We start from the raw sequence: 17,721 nt of genomic DNA on the forward strand, positions 1-17,721 counted from the left end.
ATGTTCAGCCTGTTGCAACAAGCGGCCACGACGGCTGCTGATACCGGAACCCACGCGGATGCCGCGAATGAAGAAGCTGCGGCCGCTGCTGCCACTGCTTCGGCAGAGCACGGCACGGAAGCAGCCGGTCATGGCGCGGAAGCGGCTGGCCATGCGACCGAGGTTGCGGAACATGCCGTCGGCATGCCGCAGCTCAATACAGAGTATTTCGGCAACCTGATCTTCTGGTTGCTGGTCACGCTCGCGCTGCTTTACTGGGTTCTTTCGAAAGTGGCGCTTCCCCGTATCGCGGGTGTCATCTCGGACCGTCAGGGCGTCATTACCGGCGATCTGATGCAGGCCGAGGAATACAAGAAAAAAGCCAAGGACGCTGAGGCCGCCTATAACGAGGCGCTTGCCAATGCCCGCTCCGAGGCGAACAAGATCGTTGCCGCGCAGAAAGCCGATATTCAGAAGGATCTGGATAGCGCCATCGCCAAGGCGGATGCTGAAATCGCCGCGCGCACGGCTGAATCGGAGAAGCGCATCGGCGCGATCCGTGAAAGTGCAACGGCAGATGCGCGTACAGTCGCCCGTGATGTCACGGCAGAGCTTGTGCGTGCATTTGGCGGCAATGCGGACGAAAGCGCGATCAACGCGGCTGTCGATGCACGTCTGAAAGGGGCAGTCTGATGAAGAAACTCTCCATCCTGCTGTCGCTTTCCGCGACCCCGGCACTGGCTGCAAGCGGACCGTTTTTCAGCCTTCGCAATACGGACTTCATCGTTACGATTGCGTTTCTGGTCTTCGTGGGCATCCTTGTTTACTTCAAGGTTCCCCAGATCATTGGCGGCCTTCTGGACAAGCGGGCCGAGGGTATTCGGGCCGATCTGGAAGAGGCAAAGCGCCTGCGTGAAGAAGCGCAGGAGATCTATGCCACATACGAACGTCGCCAGCGTGAAGTGCAAAGTCAGGCTGACGATATCGTCGCGAATGCGAAGCGCGAGGCATTGGCGCAGGCCGAGAAGGCGAAGGTCGATCTTGACCATTCGATCGAGCGTCGACTGAAAGCGGCTGAGGATCAGATTTCCTCTGCCGAAAGCGATGCCATCCGCGCGGTGCGTAACAGCGCGGTTCAGACAGCCGTTGCCGCTGCCAGCGAAGTTCTGCGCCAGCAGGGCGTGGCGGCGGACCGCAGTGCAGAAATCGATCAGGCCATCGAAGAAGTGGCGCAACGTCTGCACTGACCCCACCCATAGGGACAGGGAGTTGAAGGCCCGGCGCTTGTATGACGCCGGGCCTTTCTTACTGTGTTTCCGTTTCGTTATCGGCGCAGGCACGCGAACCCGTTGATACCATCGCACGAAAGAGAAAAGGCCGGGCAAAGCGCCCGGCCTCAGCTTCTTCTATGCTGTCATTATCAGCGCGTCGGGCGGATCAGGATTTCTACGCGGCGGTTCTGCGCCTTGCCGGACTCGGTATTGTTCGAGGCGACCGGCTGGCTTTCACCGCGACCAATCATTGCGAGACGGGCGGAGGATACGCCAGCAGCAGTCAGGATACCGCCAACCGATTGGGCGCGGCGCTGCGACAGGTCGAGGTTATACGCCTCGGACGCGGTGGAGTCGGTGTGGCCGTAGATTTCAACACGGCTGTTCGGATAGCGCTGCAAGCTTTGCGCCAGACCATACAGGTCGTTCTGCGCCTGGCCAGAGACCGCCGCGCTGTCCGATGCGAACAGCAGACCCGAGGGCAGGATAACCTGCAGGTAGTCGCCGCGATTGATGATCTGCACGCCCGGCGTGGTCATGACCTGACGAAGGTCCTGCTCCTGACGCTCAAGGATATTGCCCGCCACAGCGCCCGCCGCCGCTCCAAGGATGGCACCGCGCGCCGCATCACGACCCTGATTATTGTTATCGTCGTCGCGCTGCGCGCCATAAAGCGCACCTGCGGCGGCGCCGATCAGTGCGCCTTGCTGCGTGCGCGACATATTGCTGCCGGGCATGGTGCCGTCTGGATTGGTACATGCGCCCAGACCGATAATGCCTGCCGCACCGATAAGAAGGGAAACCCGCATGTTCATATGCTCGCCTTTCGTCATTTGCCTATTGTGCCGCAAAGGCACGTCTTGTTTTCAAAACGTCGCGATACTTGCACAGGTTCCCGGCAAATCCTAGCCGAAGCGCAGTTACCCGGCTGAAATCAGGTCACATTCTCACGATAAATCTGACGCGATACCTCTCATTCCGTCGATCCGCGCTTGAACTGCGACGCACCTGCGGGCAAAGACAGGCCAAATGGCCCGCTTGCCCAAACCCCTGCCTTATGCCCAGCAGGTCGCGATATTTTCGCGGCTGCGCGATGCTGAACCTTCACCTGTGACGGAGCTGCAACATGGCAATGCCTTCCAGTTGCTGGTGGCGGTCGCTTTGTCGGCGCAGGCAACCGATGCGGGCGTGAACAGGGCGACGAAATCGCTGTTCGAACAGGTTCAGACCCCGCAGCAGATGCTGGAACTGGGTGAGGAGGGGCTGACAGAGCATGTCAAAACCATCGGCCTTTTCCGGCAGAAGGCGAAGAACGTGATGAAGCTGTCACGCATTCTGACCGAGGACTATGATGGCGAGGTGCCTGACAGCCGGGCGGCACTGATGTCCCTTCCGGGGGTAGGACGCAAGACCGCAAATGTCGTTTTGAATTGCATCTTCCACTTTCCTGCGCAGGCCGTGGACACGCATATCTTTCGCGTCGGCAACCGGACGCATATTGCACCCGGTCGCGACGTCGAAGAGGTGGAGCGTGCGATTGAAGACAATGTCCCCGCCCAGTTCCAGCAGAACGCCCATCACTGGCTGATCCTGCATGGCCGATATGTCTGCCAGGCGCGTCGCCCGCGATGCACGATCTGTCCCATAGAAGATCTCTGCCCGTATGAGGAGAAAACCGTATGAGCGCATTTGATGTCATCGGCATCGGCAACGCCATTATCGACGTAATCGCCCCGATCGAGGATGATGACCTTCAGTCGTTGCAGGTCGAAAAGGGCATCATGCAACTCGTCGAGCGTGAGCGGTCGGAATATCTGCTGGCTCAGCAGGCGCAGCGCGGCAAAGCGCGGTTGGTGCCGGGCGGCTCGGTCGCTAACACGCTGGCTGGGATCGGCCGAATGGGGCTGAAAACAGCGTTCATCGGTCGGGTCGCGGATGATGAGTTGGGACAGGCCTATGCGCGCGATACCCAGGCGGAGGGCACGCAATTTGTGAATGCCCCGGTGCAGGGCGGCAATCTGCCGACCTCGCGATCAATCATTTTTGTTACGCCTGACGGCGAGCGTTCGATGAATACCTATCTTGGGATCTCGGCCAATCTTGGTCCCGATGATGTTGAAGAACAGGTTTTCGAAGGGAATCGCTGGCTTTTCCTGGAGGGTTATCTGTTCGACAAGCCCGCCGGGAAATCGGCATTTCTTGCGGCCGCAGATGCGTGCCACAAATCTGGCGGGCAGGCTGGGATTGCGCTGTCAGATCCGTTCTGCGTTGACCGCCATCGTGACGATTTCCGCAGCCTCGTTTCGCAATCGCTCGATTACGTCATCGGTAATGTTCACGAATGGGAATCGCTTTATCAGACGAATATCGACGAAGCGCTTCGGCTGGCGACAGCGGATTGCGACACGGTGATCTGCACCCGTTCGGGCGATCCTGCTTTGCTGTTCCGCCGTGGCAAGCGGGTGGAAGTCCCTGTTCACCGTGTGACCCCGGTCGACGCCACAGGCGCCGGCGATCAGTTCGCTGCCGGTCTGATCTTCGGTCTTGCATCGGGCTGCGATCTGGAAACGGCCGGACGCATGGGTGTCATGGCCGCGTCAGAGGTGATCAGCCATGTGGGCGCCCGGCCAGAGCGTGACCTGCTGGCTGATTTTCAGGCGGCCGGTCTGATCTGACGCTCAGCTGCTTTCCGGTGGCTGAGAGGTCGGCTTTGCGCTGCGCCCGAAATCGGGTGCGGCGGTGTCCTGACCGGCCTCGATAATGCCCCTGCGGATCGCGCGGGTCCGGGTGAAATAGTCGTGCAACTGGTCGCCGTCTTCCATCCGTATCGCGCGTTGCAGCATGAACAGTTCTTCGGTGAACCGGCCGAGGACGTCCAGCACAGCCTCTTTATTGGTCAGGAAAACATCGCGCCACATCGTCGGGTCTGAAGCCGCGATACGCGTGAAATCGCGGAAGCCGGCGGCTGAATACTTGATGACCTCGGACTCCGTGACCCGTTTCAGGTGATCCGCCACGCCGACCATTGTATAGGCGATAAGGTGCGGGGTGTGGCTGGTAACGGCAAGCACCAGATCATGGTGCGCGGGTTCCATATCCTCGACATTCGCGCCGAGCGCACGGATAAAGCGGCGCAGACGCGAAACCTCGTTCGGGTCGCTTTCCGGCAGCGGTGTCAGAAGCCACCAGCGATTATGGAACAACTCGGCGAAACCGGAATAGGGGCCGGAATGTTCCGTACCGGCCAGCGGGTGGCCGGGTATGAAGTGGACACCGGCAGACAGGTTAGGGACGACCTGATCTATCACCTCTTGCTTGACCGACCCCACATCCGTGATGACGGCCCCCGGTTTTAGGTGCGGTTTGATATCGGCCATCACCTTGCCCATTGCACCGACAGGCACGCACAGAATGACCAGATCGGCGTCCCTTACCGCAGCGGCAGGGTTATCGACGATCTCATCGCAAAGGCGCAAGTCACGTGCGGCCGCGCGCGTCTTGACGCTGCGCGAAGTCCCGGTGATCCGCGCGGCCGCGCCCGCTTCACGCGCCGCCAGAGAGATGGAGCCCGCAATCAGGCCCAGACCGATCAGCGCGACCTTGTTATAGATGACACTCATCCATCAACCCCTTTCAGCCATAAAGCGGCCAATGACATGGGCAACGCGCCTGCATGAAGGCTCATCCCCGATTGTGATACGCAGACAGTTCGGCAGTCCGTAGCCCGCAACACGCCGCACGATGATGCCGTCCTGTTTCAGCGCATTGTCGCAGCCATTCGCGGTTTCCTCATCCCTGAAGCGGGCGAGGACGAAATTCGTGTGGCTCTCATCGCAGCCGATGCCAAGATCGTTCAGCGCGGATTGCAGCCAGATGCGCCAACGGTTGTTTTCATTCTTGCAGCGTTTGACATGGTCCTGATCGCGCATCGCTGCCTCTGCCGCTGCCAGTTGCACAACTGACAGGTTAAAGGGTTGGCGCACGCGATTCATCACGTCAATCAAAGGTCGTTGCGCATAGCCCCATCCAATTCGCAGCCCGCCGAGCCCATAGATTTTTGAGAAAGTGCGCGTAGCAAGAACGTTGGGAAAGGCATCGGCAAGCTGGAAATCGAGACGAAATTCTTCGCCTGCAAATTCGGTATAGGCGCCGTCATGGACCAACAGAACATCGGGGCGAAGCGCCGATGCGAGGGATTGGACCTCTGCTTCCGATAACATCGTGCTTGTCGGGTTGCCCGGATTGGTCAGGAAAACGATGCGCGTATCTGCTGTGACGGCATCCAGTATCGCTTGTATGTTCACACGTCTGTCAGTTTCGGGCACGACAACAGGTTTTGCACCGGCAGCACGGGCGAGTATCGGATACATGGAAAAACCATGCTCTGTCATGATCACTTCATCGCCGGGGCCCGCGAAGCACTGGGTCGCAAATTGCAGGACTTCGTCCGAACCTGCACCGCAGATGATACGATCAGCGTCAAGTGTATGGGTTTCAGCAATCGCACTGCGCAGACCGGCATGGTCGGTGTTCGGATAGCGGTGCAACTGGTGTGTCGCACGTATGGCGGCCTCTTTGGCCTTGTCCGAAGGACCGTAAGGGTTCTCGTTCGACGAAAGCTTGACCACGTTGTCGCGCCCTTCGACATGTGCGGCACCGCCGACATAAAGCGAGATATCCATGATGCCGGGTTGCGGCGTGATGCTTGGCTGGTCGGACATGGCGGCCTCCATTGGACCTGCGTTACTTATCCGGGGCGCAAGCAGTTGGAAAGCGGGACAAGTCGGGTTTTCTGCATTGGTGCGCTTGTCGCCCGCACATTGCCGGGGGCGGATCGCGATCAGCCGGATATTCAGCGTTGCGCCACCCGCAACGACCGCCCTAGTCTGCATACATATCAGAGGAGAGAGAGAATGACCGATGAGCTGGGTTTTGACACGCGCGCCATTCATGCAGGAACGCCGCCGGATCCGGCGACGGGGGCAAGGCAGGTTCCGATTTATCAGACCACGGCCTATGTGTTCCGCGATGCCGATCACGCGGCCAAGCTGTTCGCGCTGCAAGAGGTCGGCTATATCTACTCTCGCCTGACCAATCCGACGATTGCGGCATTGCAGGCACGGATTGCCGATCTGGAAGGCGGCGCCGGGGCGGTTTGCTGTTCTTCCGGTCACGCGGCGCAGATACTGGCACTTTTCCCGCTTATGGGGCCGGGCAAGAACATCGTGGCATCGACCCGGCTTTATGGCGGCACGGTCACGCAATTTAGCCAGACCATCAAGCGTTTTGGCTGGTCAGCGAAATTCGTCGATCTGGACGATGTTGAGGCGGTGCGCGCGGCGATTGACGACGATACACGCGCGATATTCTGCGAATCGATCTCTAACCCGGCCGGTTATGTGACCGATATTCCGGCGATTGCAAAAGTCGCTGACGAGGCTGGGTTGCCACTGATCGTCGATAATACGCTGGCCACGCCCTATCTGTGCAAACCGATCGAAATGGGCGCGACGCTGGTGGTGCACAGCCTGACCAAGTACATGACCGGCAATGGCACGGTCACCGGCGGTGTCGTGGTCGACAGCGGTAAATTCGACTGGTCGGCATCGGGCAAGTTCCCGTCGCTGTCAGAGCCGGAGCCAGCTTATCACGGCCTTAATTTCCACGGGGCTCTGGGGCCGATGGCATTTACCTTCCACGGCATCGCAATCGGTTTGCGCGACCTTGGAATGACCATGAACCCGCAAGGCGCGCATTACACGCTGATGGGGATCGAGACTTTGGCGCTGCGGATGCCGCGCCATGTCGAGAATGCCCAGAAGGTCGCGGAATGGCTGGAGAATGATGCGCGTGTTTCCTCTGTCACATATGCGGGGCTGGCTTCGTCGCCGTGGAACGCAACGGCCAATAAACACTATCCGAAAGGTGCAGGGGCGCTGTTCACCTTTGCGCTGAAGGGTGGCTATGACGCGGCGGTGAAGCTGGTCGACAACCTCAAGCTGTTCAGCCATGTGGCAAATCTTGGCGATGCGCGGTCGCTGGTGATCCACTCGGCCTCGACCACGCACAGCCAGTTGACCGATGAACAGAAGGTGGCGGCGGGTGCCGGACCCGATGTTGTCCGGCTGTCAATCGGGATCGAGGATGCAGACGATCTGATCGCCGATCTGGATCAGGCGCTGACCGCCGCATCAGCCTGACCGAGTGGCCCGGCCGTTTATCCGGCCGGGCTTGTTTCTTCAGTTGGACGGAGCTGCTTCGATATCCTCTGCAGCATCAGCCTCTTCGCCGCTATCCGCGGAAGGCGCGACGTTCAAGGTGGTTTCTGAATCAGGCGTTGCCTCATCTTCGGCACCCTGATCTGCGCTGCCTTCGGGTGCCGTCTCCGACTGCACCTGTCTATCGGCCTCCGAAGCATCGGGCAGGTCCGGGGCTGTTGCCGCGTCACCCGCAGGATCGGTGGCCTCCGTCGGCATCGGCTTCGGCTCCATCGGCTTATCACCCTTGCCCGGCATATCGCAGCCCGCGCCGGGAAGCGCAAAACTGACATCCACATCTGCGGTAAAGGCGACTTCGCCACCCTCGACCGGAATGCTTTTTGCATCTGCCTCGGCACCCATAGCACGCATCATGACCGGGCCGGGCGGCACGGCGTCATTCTTCGGCTCTCCAATGCGAATGATGGGGCCAAGCTCTACCCCAGCGGCTTCTGCCATGACCGATGCGCGGTGGGTCGCGTCTTCAACCGCCATCTGCAGCGCTTCGTCTTCAGTCGCCTGCGAGTCTTCGCGGATAAAGCGGATGCCCTGCATTTCGTTCGCGCCAGCGGTCACGATGCTGTCCAGAACTTCCCCGGCGCGGTTGATCTCTGTCACCCGCACCGTCAGCAGGTTCTGTGCCATATAGCCGTCAATCGACGGGGCATCGCCGTTTTCGGGATAGTTCATCAAGGGGTTCAGTGACAGGCCAGAGGTCTGGATGTCGTCCTGATTGACGCCCGCTTCGCCAAGCGTATCCAGAACCGCCTGCTGACGTTCCGAGTTTGAGCGCATTGCTTCGGCGGCGGTCTCTGCCTGGGTCGTGACGCCAAGCGATATCATCACCTGATCGGGTGCAACGCGCGATTCTCCGTGACCCGAAACGCTGAGGATACCGGGCTTGGCACAAGCGCCGTGAGATGGCGGCGCCGCAAATGCCGGCGCACCAAGCAGCAGAATACTTGCGGTTCCAGCAAGTGCTGCGGTGATCGGTCTGGTCGAAAAGGCTGACATATCAACTCCTCATTGTTCTGTATTCGGGCGATAACGCGGGAAAATGCTGTTTTGTTCGATCACATCCGCGCGTGTTCTTCCCATAGGCGTCTGTTCGGGTTATTCAGGTAAAAAAACAACGCCGGCCGACAAAGGCAGAGCATATGAACGAGCAGAGTGCAAAAGGGGCTTTCGCCTCAGGTGATGACTTCGCATTGGGCTTTCAGCCCGATGGCGTCCAGTTGTTACACCGCGACCATAATGATTGGGAAGAACTGGGCAAAGCGCCATTCAACGGTGATCTTCGCGATGGTCTTGTTGGTTTCGTGAAGCAATTGCGGGTCGCAAATGCGCCCGGTGTGGCTTTGGTCATCCCCGAAGACCAGATCCTGTATACTGATCTGGTTCTGCCAGAGGCTACCGATACGCAGGCGGCGCTTAAGGCCGGGCTGGACGGGCTGACGCCCTATCCGGTCGATGAGCTGGCATATGACTTTTCCCCCGCAGACGCGAAGCCCGGTGCCAAGGTGAAGGTCGCCGCCGTCGCGCGTCAGACCCTGCAAGAGGCCGAGGATTTCGCTGTTCGTCACGGCTTTGCGCCCAGCCGGTTTGTTGCGGCCCCGGCATCCGGGCAGTTCCCGCACGCGCCTGATTTCGGTTCAACGGAGCTGGCCGCAGAGTGGAGCCTGGCAAGCGCGGAGGTTGCGGAACTTTCTGCGGCTGAGCCTCGGCATGCATCGGAAATGGCAGGGGCTGAACAAGTGGCGTCTGCACATACTGCTGCGCCTTCTGCGGTGGGCGAGGTGGATACGGCAGCCTCAACCAAGGTCGAGATCGTCGCAGACCCGATTGCGCTGCCAGAGGCCGCCCCCCAAGACAATGGCGGCCCTGCGATTTCCCGCATCACATCTCATTTCGTCGTGGCAGGTGCCGCCTCAGCTGGTGCTGGTCCAGCTTTGGCGACAAAAACGACCGCTGCTTCGGTCAACGATGGAACGATTATGTTGCCCGGTGAAGCGCCCTTCGTGGAGGCCGATAAAGCCGCCGTAGTCGAAGAAACGAAGGAAGATTCCGAGGCAGCGGAGCCGGAAATTTCCGCCGCGCATGAACCGCGTCCCGCCAAACCGCTGCCAGAGCGGGCGCGGATCTTCCATGAAAGGGCAAGCGCCGCGCGGAAGGCCCGGCCCGTGTCCGATGTGCCGTCGCGCGCTGCGGCGAACGGCGGAAAGCGCAGCGGTCTGGGCGGGGCATTGCCCTTGGTCGGGTTGCTGGTCCTGGGTTTGGGCATCTCCGCCGTAATGATCGGCGGCGACCCCGAGCCCGCACCGACCGCGACCGAGCGGCAGGCAGAGGTGCAGTCGCCCGACACGAAGGTTATCGCGGCAGAGACAGAAACCGTTCCCGCAGTCGAAACACAGACGCCCGATAATGTGGCGGCCGCTGAGACGCAGGCGGTACAGGCTGATGATGTGACGAATGATACTGCGGTCGTCGCCGAGCAAGCTGCCACCACCAACGAAACTTCAACGCCCGTAAGCGATCAGACTGGCCCCGACCCCGTGCAGGTACAGGCGGAATTTGGCACAGCTGTACCCACTCAACAGACGGCGCAGACGGTGCCATTCCCTGACGATATTGCGCCGCTGGCGGATGCGCCTTTGGTTGCTGCGCAGGAGGCGGCGATCGAGGCGGCGGTGACTGCTGCCTATGCGACGGCTCAAATGCCTGAACAGGCAGCGGAGCCCGCGCAGGAACTGCCGACAGAAACACAAGAGGCTGCTACTCCCGCAACAACAGCGCCCACTCGCGCTGCCAGCGATGACAGCTCTGGTACGGCTACTGCACAAGACACGCCATCGGTGACGCGATCCGCGCGTCCGATGTCACGCCCGGCCAATATTTCGCAGCGTTCCGCACCCCCTTCCGCACCGACCGCTGGCCGTAGCTCGAACCAAACGGCATCCGTGGCGGCGGCTCCACAACAGAACAATCGGCCGGCTTCACGTCCGGCGGCATCAAGTGGCAATAACACGACATCCTCTGCACCCAATCCCGGGGCGCCGGACAGCGCGACGCTGGTTTCTTCGGCCCGCCCGAAAAGTGCTCCGTCGCGCAGCGAGCCGGCCAGCCAGACGCCCGATGCAAGGCCCTCTGTCCCGCGCAGCCCCCAACCTTATGAGCAGCGCGATCGTCCCGAACCAACCGGCACGAGGCCACCGCCGAAGCCGGTAACACAGTCGTCTGTCGATGGCGCCGTGCAGCATATGCTGCCGGCGCCTCGTCATTTTGCGATGTTCTCTGTTCGCGATCATGATGCGATGCTCTCGCATATGGACAGGCCGTGGATCCGGATTGCAAAGGTTGCAGCACCATCGCCCGTCCGGACGGCGCAGACCCGCCCGGTTCGCCGCCCGACGCGGACCGATGCATCCACTTCCGCTGTCGACGCGGCAGTGTCAGAAGCAATTGGTGCTGAGCGCCCGGCGGCACGTTCGTCGACAACTGCCCAGGAAAACGCCGCACCCGCTGCATCGGCGGCAGCCGCACCCGCCGCCGGTTCGGCCAGGATCAGCAGCTCTGCCCGTCCAAGGCAGAGACCCGGAACCTTGACTGGTGCAGCCAGTGCAAGCACCGCCGGCATTTCCCAGGCCACCGATAGCGCGGTCGAGCAGGCCATCGCGTCAGCCGTCGACAGTTCTTCGGCAGTTCCGGGGCGCGTTGCGTTGCTTCCGCTGACCAGTTCGGTCCGACCGTCATGGCGCGGCAACAGAAGCGGCGGCGGCAACTCTTCCGCCACGGACGACGCTGTTTCTTCCGCGATGGCCAATAGTGGCGGCACCGAGGGCACGCTGGCACCAGAGCCGGAGCAGGATGCCGGAGAAAGCAAGGCGGAAGCAGAGGCCGCGGCACTTGCGGAACGGCGCAGGCTGGATGAAGAACTTCAGCGCCAGGCAGAGCAACGCGTCCGCGAACGTGCCGCGTCAGATGCGCGGGCTGCAGCGCAGGCAAAGGCTGCAGCAGAAGCGCGGGCGCGGGCGCAGGCAGAAGCAGAAGCCGCCGCCGCCGCCAGACGCAATCAGCAATACCGCCCGCCAGAGGTGGATAACGAGCCAGAGGTCGCATCGGCGCAAAATGCGCCTGCCAACGGCAGGGTGACAAGCTCCGCCACGACCAAGGGCATCGACCTGAACGCGACGCAGCTGATTGGGACTGTTGGTGCCGGAAAAGCCAGCCGTGGTCTGATACGGCTGCGTAATGGCCGGATCGTCACTGTGCGCCTTGGCGACAAGATCAATGGCGGTCAGATTTCCTCTATCGGAAATGGCGGGTTGAAATATGTGAAAGCAGGGCGCGAATATAGCTTGCCGATACTCAACGGTCGCTGATTCCAAATGTCCGATTTTCTGCTGCTTGCCACCGTCTATTTGTTGACGATGTTAATTGCCGTGCCGGTCTCGACCCGGCTTGGTCTGGGATCGGTGCTTGGCTACCTGATTTCGGGAATTATAATCGGGCCCGTGCTTGGTCTTGCTGGTCATGGCGAGATGCACGATCTGCAGCATTTTGCGGAATTTGGTGTGGTGATGATGCTGTTCATCATCGGGCTGGAGCTGGAGCCGCGCAGTCTTTGGGGGATGCGCCGCAGGCTGGTGGGGCTGGGCGGATTGCAGATTGCCGGTACGATGGCGCTGATTTTTGCCGCGTCTATGGCACTGAATCAGACTTGGCAGGTGGCGCTTGCGCTTGGCATGATCCTTGCGCTGAGCTCTACCGCGATCGTCCTTCAGACCCTGTCCGAAAAGAACCTGATGCAGACGCGGGGCGGGCGCGATACCTTTGCGGTGCTGCTGACCCAGGATATCGCGGTCATCCCGATGCTGGCGCTGATGCCCCTGTTGGCCAGCAATCCCGGCGGCGCAACCAGTGAAGAATCAGTCGGCGGAGCGTTCATGGCACAGCTTCCCGGATGGGGTGCCGCACTGGTGACACTCGCTGCGATCGCATTCGTCATATTGGCTGGCAACTACGCTGTCCGTCCCCTGTTCCGCTTCGTTCATTCCGCGCGCCTGCGCGAGATGGATACCGTCATGGCGTTGTTCATCGTTGTCGGCATCGCATCCTTGATGAGCTTTGTCGGATTGTCACCGGCACTCGGCACGTTTCTGGCGGGCGTTATGCTCGCAAGCTCAGAGTTCAAGCATGAGCTGGAATCGCAGATAGAGCCTTTCAAGGGCCTGCTGCTGGGCCTGTTTTTTATCACCGTCGGCGCAGGGATGGACTTTCAACTTCTTGCCGAAATGCCGGTGATCGTGATCGGCGTGACGGTCGTGCTGATCGCAATCAAGGCAGGGGTGCTTCATCTGATTGCCCGGATCGTGAAGATGCATCCACGGGATCGCTCGCTGTTTACTCTGTCGCTGGCACAGGCGGGCGAGTTCGGCTTTGTGCTGACCTCCTACGCCGTGGCGCTGAACGTGTTGCCTGACCGCGTTGCGCAAGGGTTTCTGCTTGTCATCGCGCTGTCCATGCTGATGACGCCGCTGCTGTTCATCGCGAACGATCAGATTAGTCGTCGACTGGTCGATCCGATGGGCGAGAACCATCGCCCGGACGAAATCGACGATCAGCAGCCGATCATCATCGCGGGGGTGGGCCGGTTCGGGCAGGTGGTGAACCGGCTGGTGACGTTTTCCGGCCTGAAGACGACGGTGCTGGATCACGATCTGAAGCTGATCCAGCTGATGCGCAGGTTTGGTTTCAAAGGCTATTTCGGCGATCCGACGCGACCGGAAATACTTGCGGCGGCAGGTTTGGACAAGGCACAGATCCTTGTGGCCGCATTGGATAACCCCGAAAGCAACCTGAAGCTTGTAGAATATGCGCGCGAAAAGCGGTCGGACATCACGATCATCGCGCGGGCGCGTGACCGAATTACGGTTTACCAGCTTTACAAGGCGGGTGCCGATCATATCGTGCGCGAGATGTATGATTCCAGCCTGCGCGTCGGGCGCTATGTCCTCGAGAATGCCGGTTTCTCGGAATATGAGGCGCATGAGGCCGAGGCGATCTTCTACAAAATCGACCGTGCAAGCCTGCGCGATCTGGCAAAGCTATGGGATCCTGAAAAGCCGACCGAGGCCAATGAACCCTATATTGAACGCACACGCCGGGTGAATCAGGATCTGGAAGCCGCCCTGATGGAGCGGTTTTCGCATGGCCCCGCCGCAGGACCGATCAAGGCCGATGACGATCCGGAGCCCGAACATGGGCTGAAAGACTAAGGGCAGGGCAGGAGGCGGCTTTTTAGCCGGCCACCCGCGCAGTAAAAAGGCCGCCCTGAGGGCGGCCTTCTGATGGTCTTAGTTCACGCTCAGGCAGCGCGAGCCAGAAGCACGTCATCGACCTTTTTCTGTGCGCCAGCGGCGTCGATCCCGCCAACAGCCGCAACCTCACGGGTGAGGCGGTCAAGAGCTGCTTCGTACAGCTGACGCTCGGAATAGGACTGCTCACGCTGGTCGTCGTTGCGATGCAGATCGCGCACGACTTCGGCAATGGCCAGCAGGTCGCCGGAGTTGATTTTCTGTTCGTATTCCTGCGCACGACGCGACCACATTGCGCGCTTCACGCGGGCCTTGCCTTTCAGCGTGGTCAGCGCCTGCTCGACCAGATCAGGACTTGCAAGGCTGCGCATACCGATTTCGCTTGCGCGGGCCGTGGGAACGCGCAGGGTCATCTTGTCTTTTTCAAACGAAATCACGAACATTTCCAGCGACATGCCGGCGACTTCCTGCTCTTCGATCGAAACGATCTTGCCCACGCCATGCGCAGGATATACGACGAAGTCATCGGGGCGGAACTCGGATTTCTTAGCTTTCGACATTCATTATTCCTTCCAGCTGGCGCGAAGCTGATCCATGCGTCAGTCGCGCAAAAGGCCTCACGGCAGGGGCTCCCCCTTTCCGTCAGACCGAATTTTCAGAACATTGATCCATCGGGCAGACGATGGATGGCCTTCCTTTCCATGCCGGGACAGGGCGTTCACCCGGCTGTTTATGACAATAATATATCACAAAAATCGGGCTGAAAAAAGCCGCGTATCTGCGATGCGGATTTGTTTCGAAAAGAAAGAAAAAACAATTATTATTCAGCCCATAACATCGCATTCTTGATGTATTAGGGACTGGTGTCACCTGAAAGAATCAGTCGCCTTCGCCGGGGTTCGGGCTGAAGTATTTTTGCAGCTTGCCGGCGACGCCGTCCATCTCCTGATAGCCGTCCATCGGTTCCTTTTTACGTGTGATAACCGGCCACGCTTCCGAGTATTTCCGATTGAACTCCACCCAAGGTTCCATGTCGGGTTCGGTATCCGGACGGATCGCGTCGGCGGGGCATTCGGGTTCGCAGACGCCGCAGTCGATGCATTCGTCCGGGTGGATCACAAGCGTGTTCTCACCCTCATAGAAACAGTCAACGGGACATACCTCGACGCAGTCGGTGTATTTGCACATGATGCAGTTGTCGGTAACGACGTAGGTCATTCGGCGTATCCCTTGTGGTATTCAGCCTTCACCTAGACCGCTGTTCCCTGCCTTTCAAGGCCGTATCGAAAGGCAAAGCGCCGCGAATTGCAGACTCTGACGCCTGTGACAGCGTCTTGCGGGTTTCGCCTTTTATAGGGATCGGCGGATGTAGAATGACATGGACACGGCCCTGCCGGCGTACCGACAGCACAGCAAGGATATGGGGGCCAAGCGCCATGTCGCCCCACCAGCCATAGAAACGAAGGTCCTCGCCCTTTGGTGCGTGGTACACAGCGGTAATCGGCTGAATCGCGAAACTGCCGGGAATATCCGGGTCCAGAAAGCCCTGAAACAATGCAGGCTTGAAGGGCAGCACGCGCAGACCATCGCTGGACGTGCCTTCTGGGAAAAACAGCAGGCGGTGGCCAGCTTTGGTGCGCGCCGCGAACTCTTCTGCCTGAACGCGGGCGAGCTTTGGGTCGCGGGTCACGAAATGGGTGTCGGTCACGCGGGTGAGGATATTGATACCGGGCCATGTCGAAACTTCGGACTTCGCGACAAAGAAGACTGGCATCGCGGCGTTCAGGCTGAAGATATCAAGCCAGGAGGAGTGGTTCGCGACAACAGCGCCGGGGCCGCGCATCGGCTCTCCGCTGCTGGTCCAGGACAAACCAATGCACCACAAGACGCATCTGCACACGCCCTGAACAAAGGGTCCGGTGACGGGCCTGCGCGGGCCGCTGAACAAGCGCTCCATCAGGCGCAACGGAATCAGGATGATCACACCGATTACCAGGACGGCGATGCCCGGAATGCCGCGGCGCAGGATGCGAAGCCATCCAGACAGGCCCGGTCGCCCATATTCAGGCGGTGGCAGGTCCGCCCAGCCGGTGTGGATCACGCCTTGTTCTGCCATCGTGATGTATAATAATCGCGGTGCTTCTGCGACATTGCGGCGGTATCCATCAGCAGCAGCACATCTGTCGTGTTGAACTCACGGTCAAGAAACGCGCCTTCCCCGACCGTTCCGCCAAGGCGCAGATATGCCTTGATAAGTGCGGGCATCGCGACCATCGCGGCCCGCCTGTCAAGATCAGACGGCTCGATCAGGTTCATGGGCTGAAAGCCGTCCTTTTGCGCCACCGGACGCAGCGCTTCGGGCGCCAGGTGGTGGCGATGCAGCCAGCTTAGCGGTTGTGCCAGGGCGTCGGTATCGAGGCCGTGAAAAGAGGCGACGCCAAACAGAATGTCGATGTCGAGTTCCAGGACATATTCTGCCAGTGCATTCCACATCAGAAACATAACTGCACCGCCGCGATATTCGGGCAAGACGCAGGAACGGCCCAATTCCAGCAGCTTGCGCCCGGAATTCTTCAACTTTGTCAGGTCATATTCGCTGTCGCAGTAAAAGCGGCCCAGTCCGGCCGCCCGGCTGCCTGGAAGCAGGCGATAGACGCCGACCACATGATCGAGCGCGGCTGGGTCGCGGCGCTTGTCGACAAGAACCAGATGGTCCACGACCGCGTCGAATTCATCCCGCTCCAACCGCTCGTCATGATCAACCAGCGGACCGTCACCGCCAAGTTCTTCGATAAAGACCTGATAGCGAAGGCGTTGCGCGGCCAGCAGATCAACCTCTTCCGTCGCGATACGGATGTCGAAGAAGTTGCTGTCGGGGTTCATCGTCTGCCTGTCGTCAAGGTCGGTACAGGTCTAGGCAAGCGGAAACCCCATTGCAACCATTCGCTTGCCGGATCAGGTGCAGAAAATATCTTGATTCAACTTTAAGTTGAGTTAGAAAAAGATTATGCCCCGTTTAATCGGTATCACTTTCGACCAGTTCCAGTTCGACCCGGCTTCCGTCGATCACGCGCTTTCCTGCCTCGGAAAAATTAACCGTGATCCGGTCACCGATGCGCGACTGAACCTGTCCCACGCCCCAGTCGGGCGCCTGAGGGTGGCGCACCATCATGCCCGGCTCTAGAATTTCGTTCATTATGAAAGCTCCTTGAGTATGGAATACGCCCCCGACGACATCGCCACAATCCCGGAGCATCAAACGGATTCTACGATCCGTCTGGTTTCGCTGGTTGGCTCGCGGCTGTGTCATGACCTTGTTTCTCCGCTTGGCGCTATCGGTAACGGCATAGAGCTGTTGCAGATGGTGAAAGAGCAGGCGGGGGAAAGCGAAGCCCCGGAAATGCAATTGATAGAGCAGGCACTGCAGGCGGCGCGCGCTCGGATCGACGGGTTCAGGGTTGCCTTCGGTTCTGCTGCTTCGGGGCAGAAAATATCCGCCAGTGATTTCGCGGCTCTTGTGCGAAATCTCTGCGTCTCAACCGAACTGCAAATCACCCTGCATAACGACCTGGCGCAGCCGCGTTCCGATGTGAAAATGGTCCTGTTGGCGCTGATGTGTCTGGAAAGTGCCCTGCCTTGGGGAGCGCGCATCCGAATCAGCCAGCAAGGCGGACGCTGGTATCTGGCCGCCGTGGCGGAGAGGACGAAGCGGGATCTGGCACTGTGGTCATGCCTGAACGCGCAGAACGGATCAAAGCCGAATGTTGTAGCGGCAGAGGTTCAGTTTCCGCTGCTCAGGCTGATGGCGGATGAACTTGCCCGACCGCTGTCATGGGAAGCGACGGAAACCGGGGCTCAAATACGCTTTTGACATTCTGTGTCGCGATGCTCGGAAAAAAA

Annotated in this window: 17 protein-coding genes; 8 read left to right on the top strand and 9 right to left on the bottom strand. The window is 59.9% G+C overall.

The window, feature by feature from the left end; all coding sequences use genetic code 11:
• Positions 1–672, top strand: a complete 672-nt coding sequence (locus PAF20_RS03295) for a F0F1 ATP synthase subunit B' (RefSeq protein WP_271072323.1) — start codon at positions 1–3, stop codon at positions 670–672.
• Positions 672–1,226 carry a F0F1 ATP synthase subunit B gene (locus tag PAF20_RS03300; RefSeq protein ID WP_271072324.1) on the top strand — a complete coding sequence of 185 codons (555 nt, stop codon included), beginning with the start codon at positions 672–674 and terminating at the stop codon, positions 1,224–1,226. The genes PAF20_RS03295 and PAF20_RS03300 overlap by 1 nt, the downstream gene beginning before the upstream one ends.
• A gap of 173 nt (positions 1,227–1,399) precedes the next feature.
• Here the strand turns inward: PAF20_RS03300 and PAF20_RS03305 are convergent, their stop codons facing one another.
• On the bottom strand, positions 1,400–2,065 hold the full coding sequence (locus PAF20_RS03305) for a YiaD family glycine zipper/OmpA-like lipoprotein (RefSeq protein ID WP_491899796.1): 666 nt from the start codon (positions 2,063–2,065) through the stop codon (positions 1,400–1,402).
• Between the two features lie 214 nt (positions 2,066–2,279).
• On the opposite strand from PAF20_RS03305, the gene nth reads away from it, so the two are divergent.
• Together nth and PAF20_RS03315 are read left to right on the top strand one after the other, a co-directional pair.
• Entirely contained in the window at positions 2,280–2,933 is a 654-nt protein-coding gene (gene nth / locus PAF20_RS03310) for an endonuclease III (protein WP_271072326.1), read from the top strand.
• The gene (locus PAF20_RS03315; RefSeq protein ID WP_271072327.1) at positions 2,930–3,925 is read left to right on the top strand and encodes an adenosine kinase; all 996 of its coding nucleotides are present in this window, start codon (positions 2,930–2,932) and stop codon (positions 3,923–3,925) included. Before nth ends, PAF20_RS03315 begins: the two co-directional genes overlap by 4 nt.
• 3 nt (positions 3,926–3,928) lie before the next feature.
• On the opposite strand, the gene PAF20_RS03320 is transcribed toward PAF20_RS03315, so the two are convergent.
• Positions 3,929–4,870, bottom strand: coding sequence for a prephenate/arogenate dehydrogenase family protein (locus tag PAF20_RS03320; RefSeq protein ID WP_271072328.1), 942 nt, complete (start codon positions 4,868–4,870; stop codon positions 3,929–3,931).
• A gap of 3 nt (positions 4,871–4,873) precedes the next feature.
• Positions 4,874–5,971 (bottom strand): histidinol-phosphate transaminase, encoded by a 1,098-nt coding sequence (gene hisC / locus PAF20_RS03325; protein ID WP_271072329.1) that lies wholly within the window; start codon positions 5,969–5,971, stop codon positions 4,874–4,876.
• Positions 5,972–6,163: 192 nt separating this feature from the next.
• On the opposite strand from hisC, the gene PAF20_RS03330 reads away from it, so the two are divergent.
• Positions 6,164–7,450 carry an O-acetylhomoserine aminocarboxypropyltransferase/cysteine synthase family protein gene (locus PAF20_RS03330; protein ID WP_271072330.1) on the top strand — a complete coding sequence of 429 codons (1,287 nt, stop codon included), beginning with the start codon at positions 6,164–6,166 and terminating at the stop codon, positions 7,448–7,450.
• Positions 7,451–7,489: 39 nt separating this feature from the next.
• On the opposite strand, the gene PAF20_RS03335 is transcribed toward PAF20_RS03330, so the two are convergent.
• Positions 7,490–8,521: an SIMPL domain-containing protein gene (locus tag PAF20_RS03335; RefSeq protein WP_271072331.1), complete on the bottom strand. Its 1,032-nt coding sequence runs from the start codon at positions 8,519–8,521 to the stop codon at positions 7,490–7,492.
• A 143-nt stretch (positions 8,522–8,664) separates the two neighbouring features.
• Here PAF20_RS03335 and PAF20_RS03340 point away from each other — a divergent pair, with 143 nt between their 5' ends.
• The gene (locus PAF20_RS03340; protein WP_271072332.1) at positions 8,665–11,886 is read left to right on the top strand and encodes a hypothetical protein; all 3,222 of its coding nucleotides are present in this window, start codon (positions 8,665–8,667) and stop codon (positions 11,884–11,886) included.
• A 6-nt stretch (positions 11,887–11,892) separates the two neighbouring features.
• Positions 11,893–13,782 carry a monovalent cation:proton antiporter-2 (CPA2) family protein gene (locus PAF20_RS03345; RefSeq protein ID WP_271072333.1) on the top strand — a complete coding sequence of 630 codons (1,890 nt, stop codon included), beginning with the start codon at positions 11,893–11,895 and terminating at the stop codon, positions 13,780–13,782.
• A gap of 89 nt (positions 13,783–13,871) precedes the next feature.
• On the opposite strand, the gene PAF20_RS03350 is transcribed toward PAF20_RS03345, so the two are convergent.
• The 5 genes from PAF20_RS03350 to PAF20_RS03370 form a co-directional block, all read right to left on the bottom strand.
• The gene (locus PAF20_RS03350) at positions 13,872–14,381 is read right to left on the bottom strand and encodes a CarD family transcriptional regulator (RefSeq protein ID WP_271072334.1); all 510 of its coding nucleotides are present in this window, start codon (positions 14,379–14,381) and stop codon (positions 13,872–13,874) included.
• Between the two features lie 319 nt (positions 14,382–14,700).
• Positions 14,701–15,039 carry a ferredoxin FdxA gene (gene fdxA / locus PAF20_RS03355; protein ID WP_271072335.1) on the bottom strand — a complete coding sequence of 113 codons (339 nt, stop codon included), beginning with the start codon at positions 15,037–15,039 and terminating at the stop codon, positions 14,701–14,703.
• A gap of 28 nt (positions 15,040–15,067) precedes the next feature.
• Positions 15,068–15,937: a lyso-ornithine lipid O-acyltransferase gene (olsA, locus tag PAF20_RS03360; protein WP_271072336.1), complete on the bottom strand. Its 870-nt coding sequence runs from the start codon at positions 15,935–15,937 to the stop codon at positions 15,068–15,070.
• Positions 15,919–16,704 (bottom strand): L-ornithine N(alpha)-acyltransferase, encoded by a 786-nt coding sequence (olsB, locus tag PAF20_RS03365; protein WP_271072337.1) that lies wholly within the window; start codon positions 16,702–16,704, stop codon positions 15,919–15,921. The genes olsA and olsB overlap by 19 nt, the downstream gene beginning before the upstream one ends.
• 133 nt (positions 16,705–16,837) lie before the next feature.
• On the bottom strand, positions 16,838–17,017 hold the full coding sequence (locus PAF20_RS03370; RefSeq protein WP_271072338.1) for a DUF3553 domain-containing protein: 180 nt from the start codon (positions 17,015–17,017) through the stop codon (positions 16,838–16,840).
• 18 nt (positions 17,018–17,035) lie between these two features.
• On the opposite strand from PAF20_RS03370, the gene PAF20_RS03375 reads away from it, so the two are divergent.
• Positions 17,036–17,692, top strand: coding sequence for a histidine phosphotransferase family protein (locus PAF20_RS03375; protein ID WP_271072339.1), 657 nt, complete (start codon positions 17,036–17,038; stop codon positions 17,690–17,692).
• Positions 17,693–17,721: the final 29 nt, after the last annotated feature.

The organism is Paracoccus albus, from assembly GCF_027913035.1.
GTDB lineage: Bacteria > Pseudomonadota > Alphaproteobacteria > Rhodobacterales > Rhodobacteraceae > Paracoccus > Paracoccus albus.

Coding starts and splice junctions, on each gene's coding strand:
- PAF20_RS03295 (WP_271072323.1), top strand. CDS start 1: ATGTTCAGCCTGTTGCAACAAGCGGCCACGACGGCTGCTGATACCGGA.
- PAF20_RS03300 (WP_271072324.1), top strand. CDS start 672: ATGAAGAAACTCTCCATCCTGCTGTCGCTTTCCGCGACCCCGGCACTG.
- PAF20_RS03305 (WP_491899796.1), bottom strand. CDS start 2,065: ATGAACATGCGGGTTTCCCTTCTTATCGGTGCGGCAGGCATTATCGGT.
- nth (WP_271072326.1), top strand. CDS start 2,280: ATGGCCCGCTTGCCCAAACCCCTGCCTTATGCCCAGCAGGTCGCGATA.
- PAF20_RS03315 (WP_271072327.1), top strand. CDS start 2,930: ATGAGCGCATTTGATGTCATCGGCATCGGCAACGCCATTATCGACGTA.
- PAF20_RS03320 (WP_271072328.1), bottom strand. CDS start 4,870: ATGAGTGTCATCTATAACAAGGTCGCGCTGATCGGTCTGGGCCTGATT.
- hisC (WP_271072329.1), bottom strand. CDS start 5,971: ATGTCCGACCAGCCAAGCATCACGCCGCAACCCGGCATCATGGATATC.
- PAF20_RS03330 (WP_271072330.1), top strand. CDS start 6,164: ATGACCGATGAGCTGGGTTTTGACACGCGCGCCATTCATGCAGGAACG.
- PAF20_RS03335 (WP_271072331.1), bottom strand. CDS start 8,521: ATGTCAGCCTTTTCGACCAGACCGATCACCGCAGCACTTGCTGGAACC.
- PAF20_RS03340 (WP_271072332.1), top strand. CDS start 8,665: ATGAACGAGCAGAGTGCAAAAGGGGCTTTCGCCTCAGGTGATGACTTC.
- PAF20_RS03345 (WP_271072333.1), top strand. CDS start 11,893: ATGTCCGATTTTCTGCTGCTTGCCACCGTCTATTTGTTGACGATGTTA.
- PAF20_RS03350 (WP_271072334.1), bottom strand. CDS start 14,381: ATGTCGAAAGCTAAGAAATCCGAGTTCCGCCCCGATGACTTCGTCGTA.
- fdxA (WP_271072335.1), bottom strand. CDS start 15,039: ATGACCTACGTCGTTACCGACAACTGCATCATGTGCAAATACACCGAC.
- olsA (WP_271072336.1), bottom strand. CDS start 15,937: ATGGCAGAACAAGGCGTGATCCACACCGGCTGGGCGGACCTGCCACCG.
- olsB (WP_271072337.1), bottom strand. CDS start 16,704: ATGAACCCCGACAGCAACTTCTTCGACATCCGTATCGCGACGGAAGAG.
- PAF20_RS03370 (WP_271072338.1), bottom strand. CDS start 17,017: ATGAACGAAATTCTAGAGCCGGGCATGATGGTGCGCCACCCTCAGGCG.
- PAF20_RS03375 (WP_271072339.1), top strand. CDS start 17,036: ATGGAATACGCCCCCGACGACATCGCCACAATCCCGGAGCATCAAACG.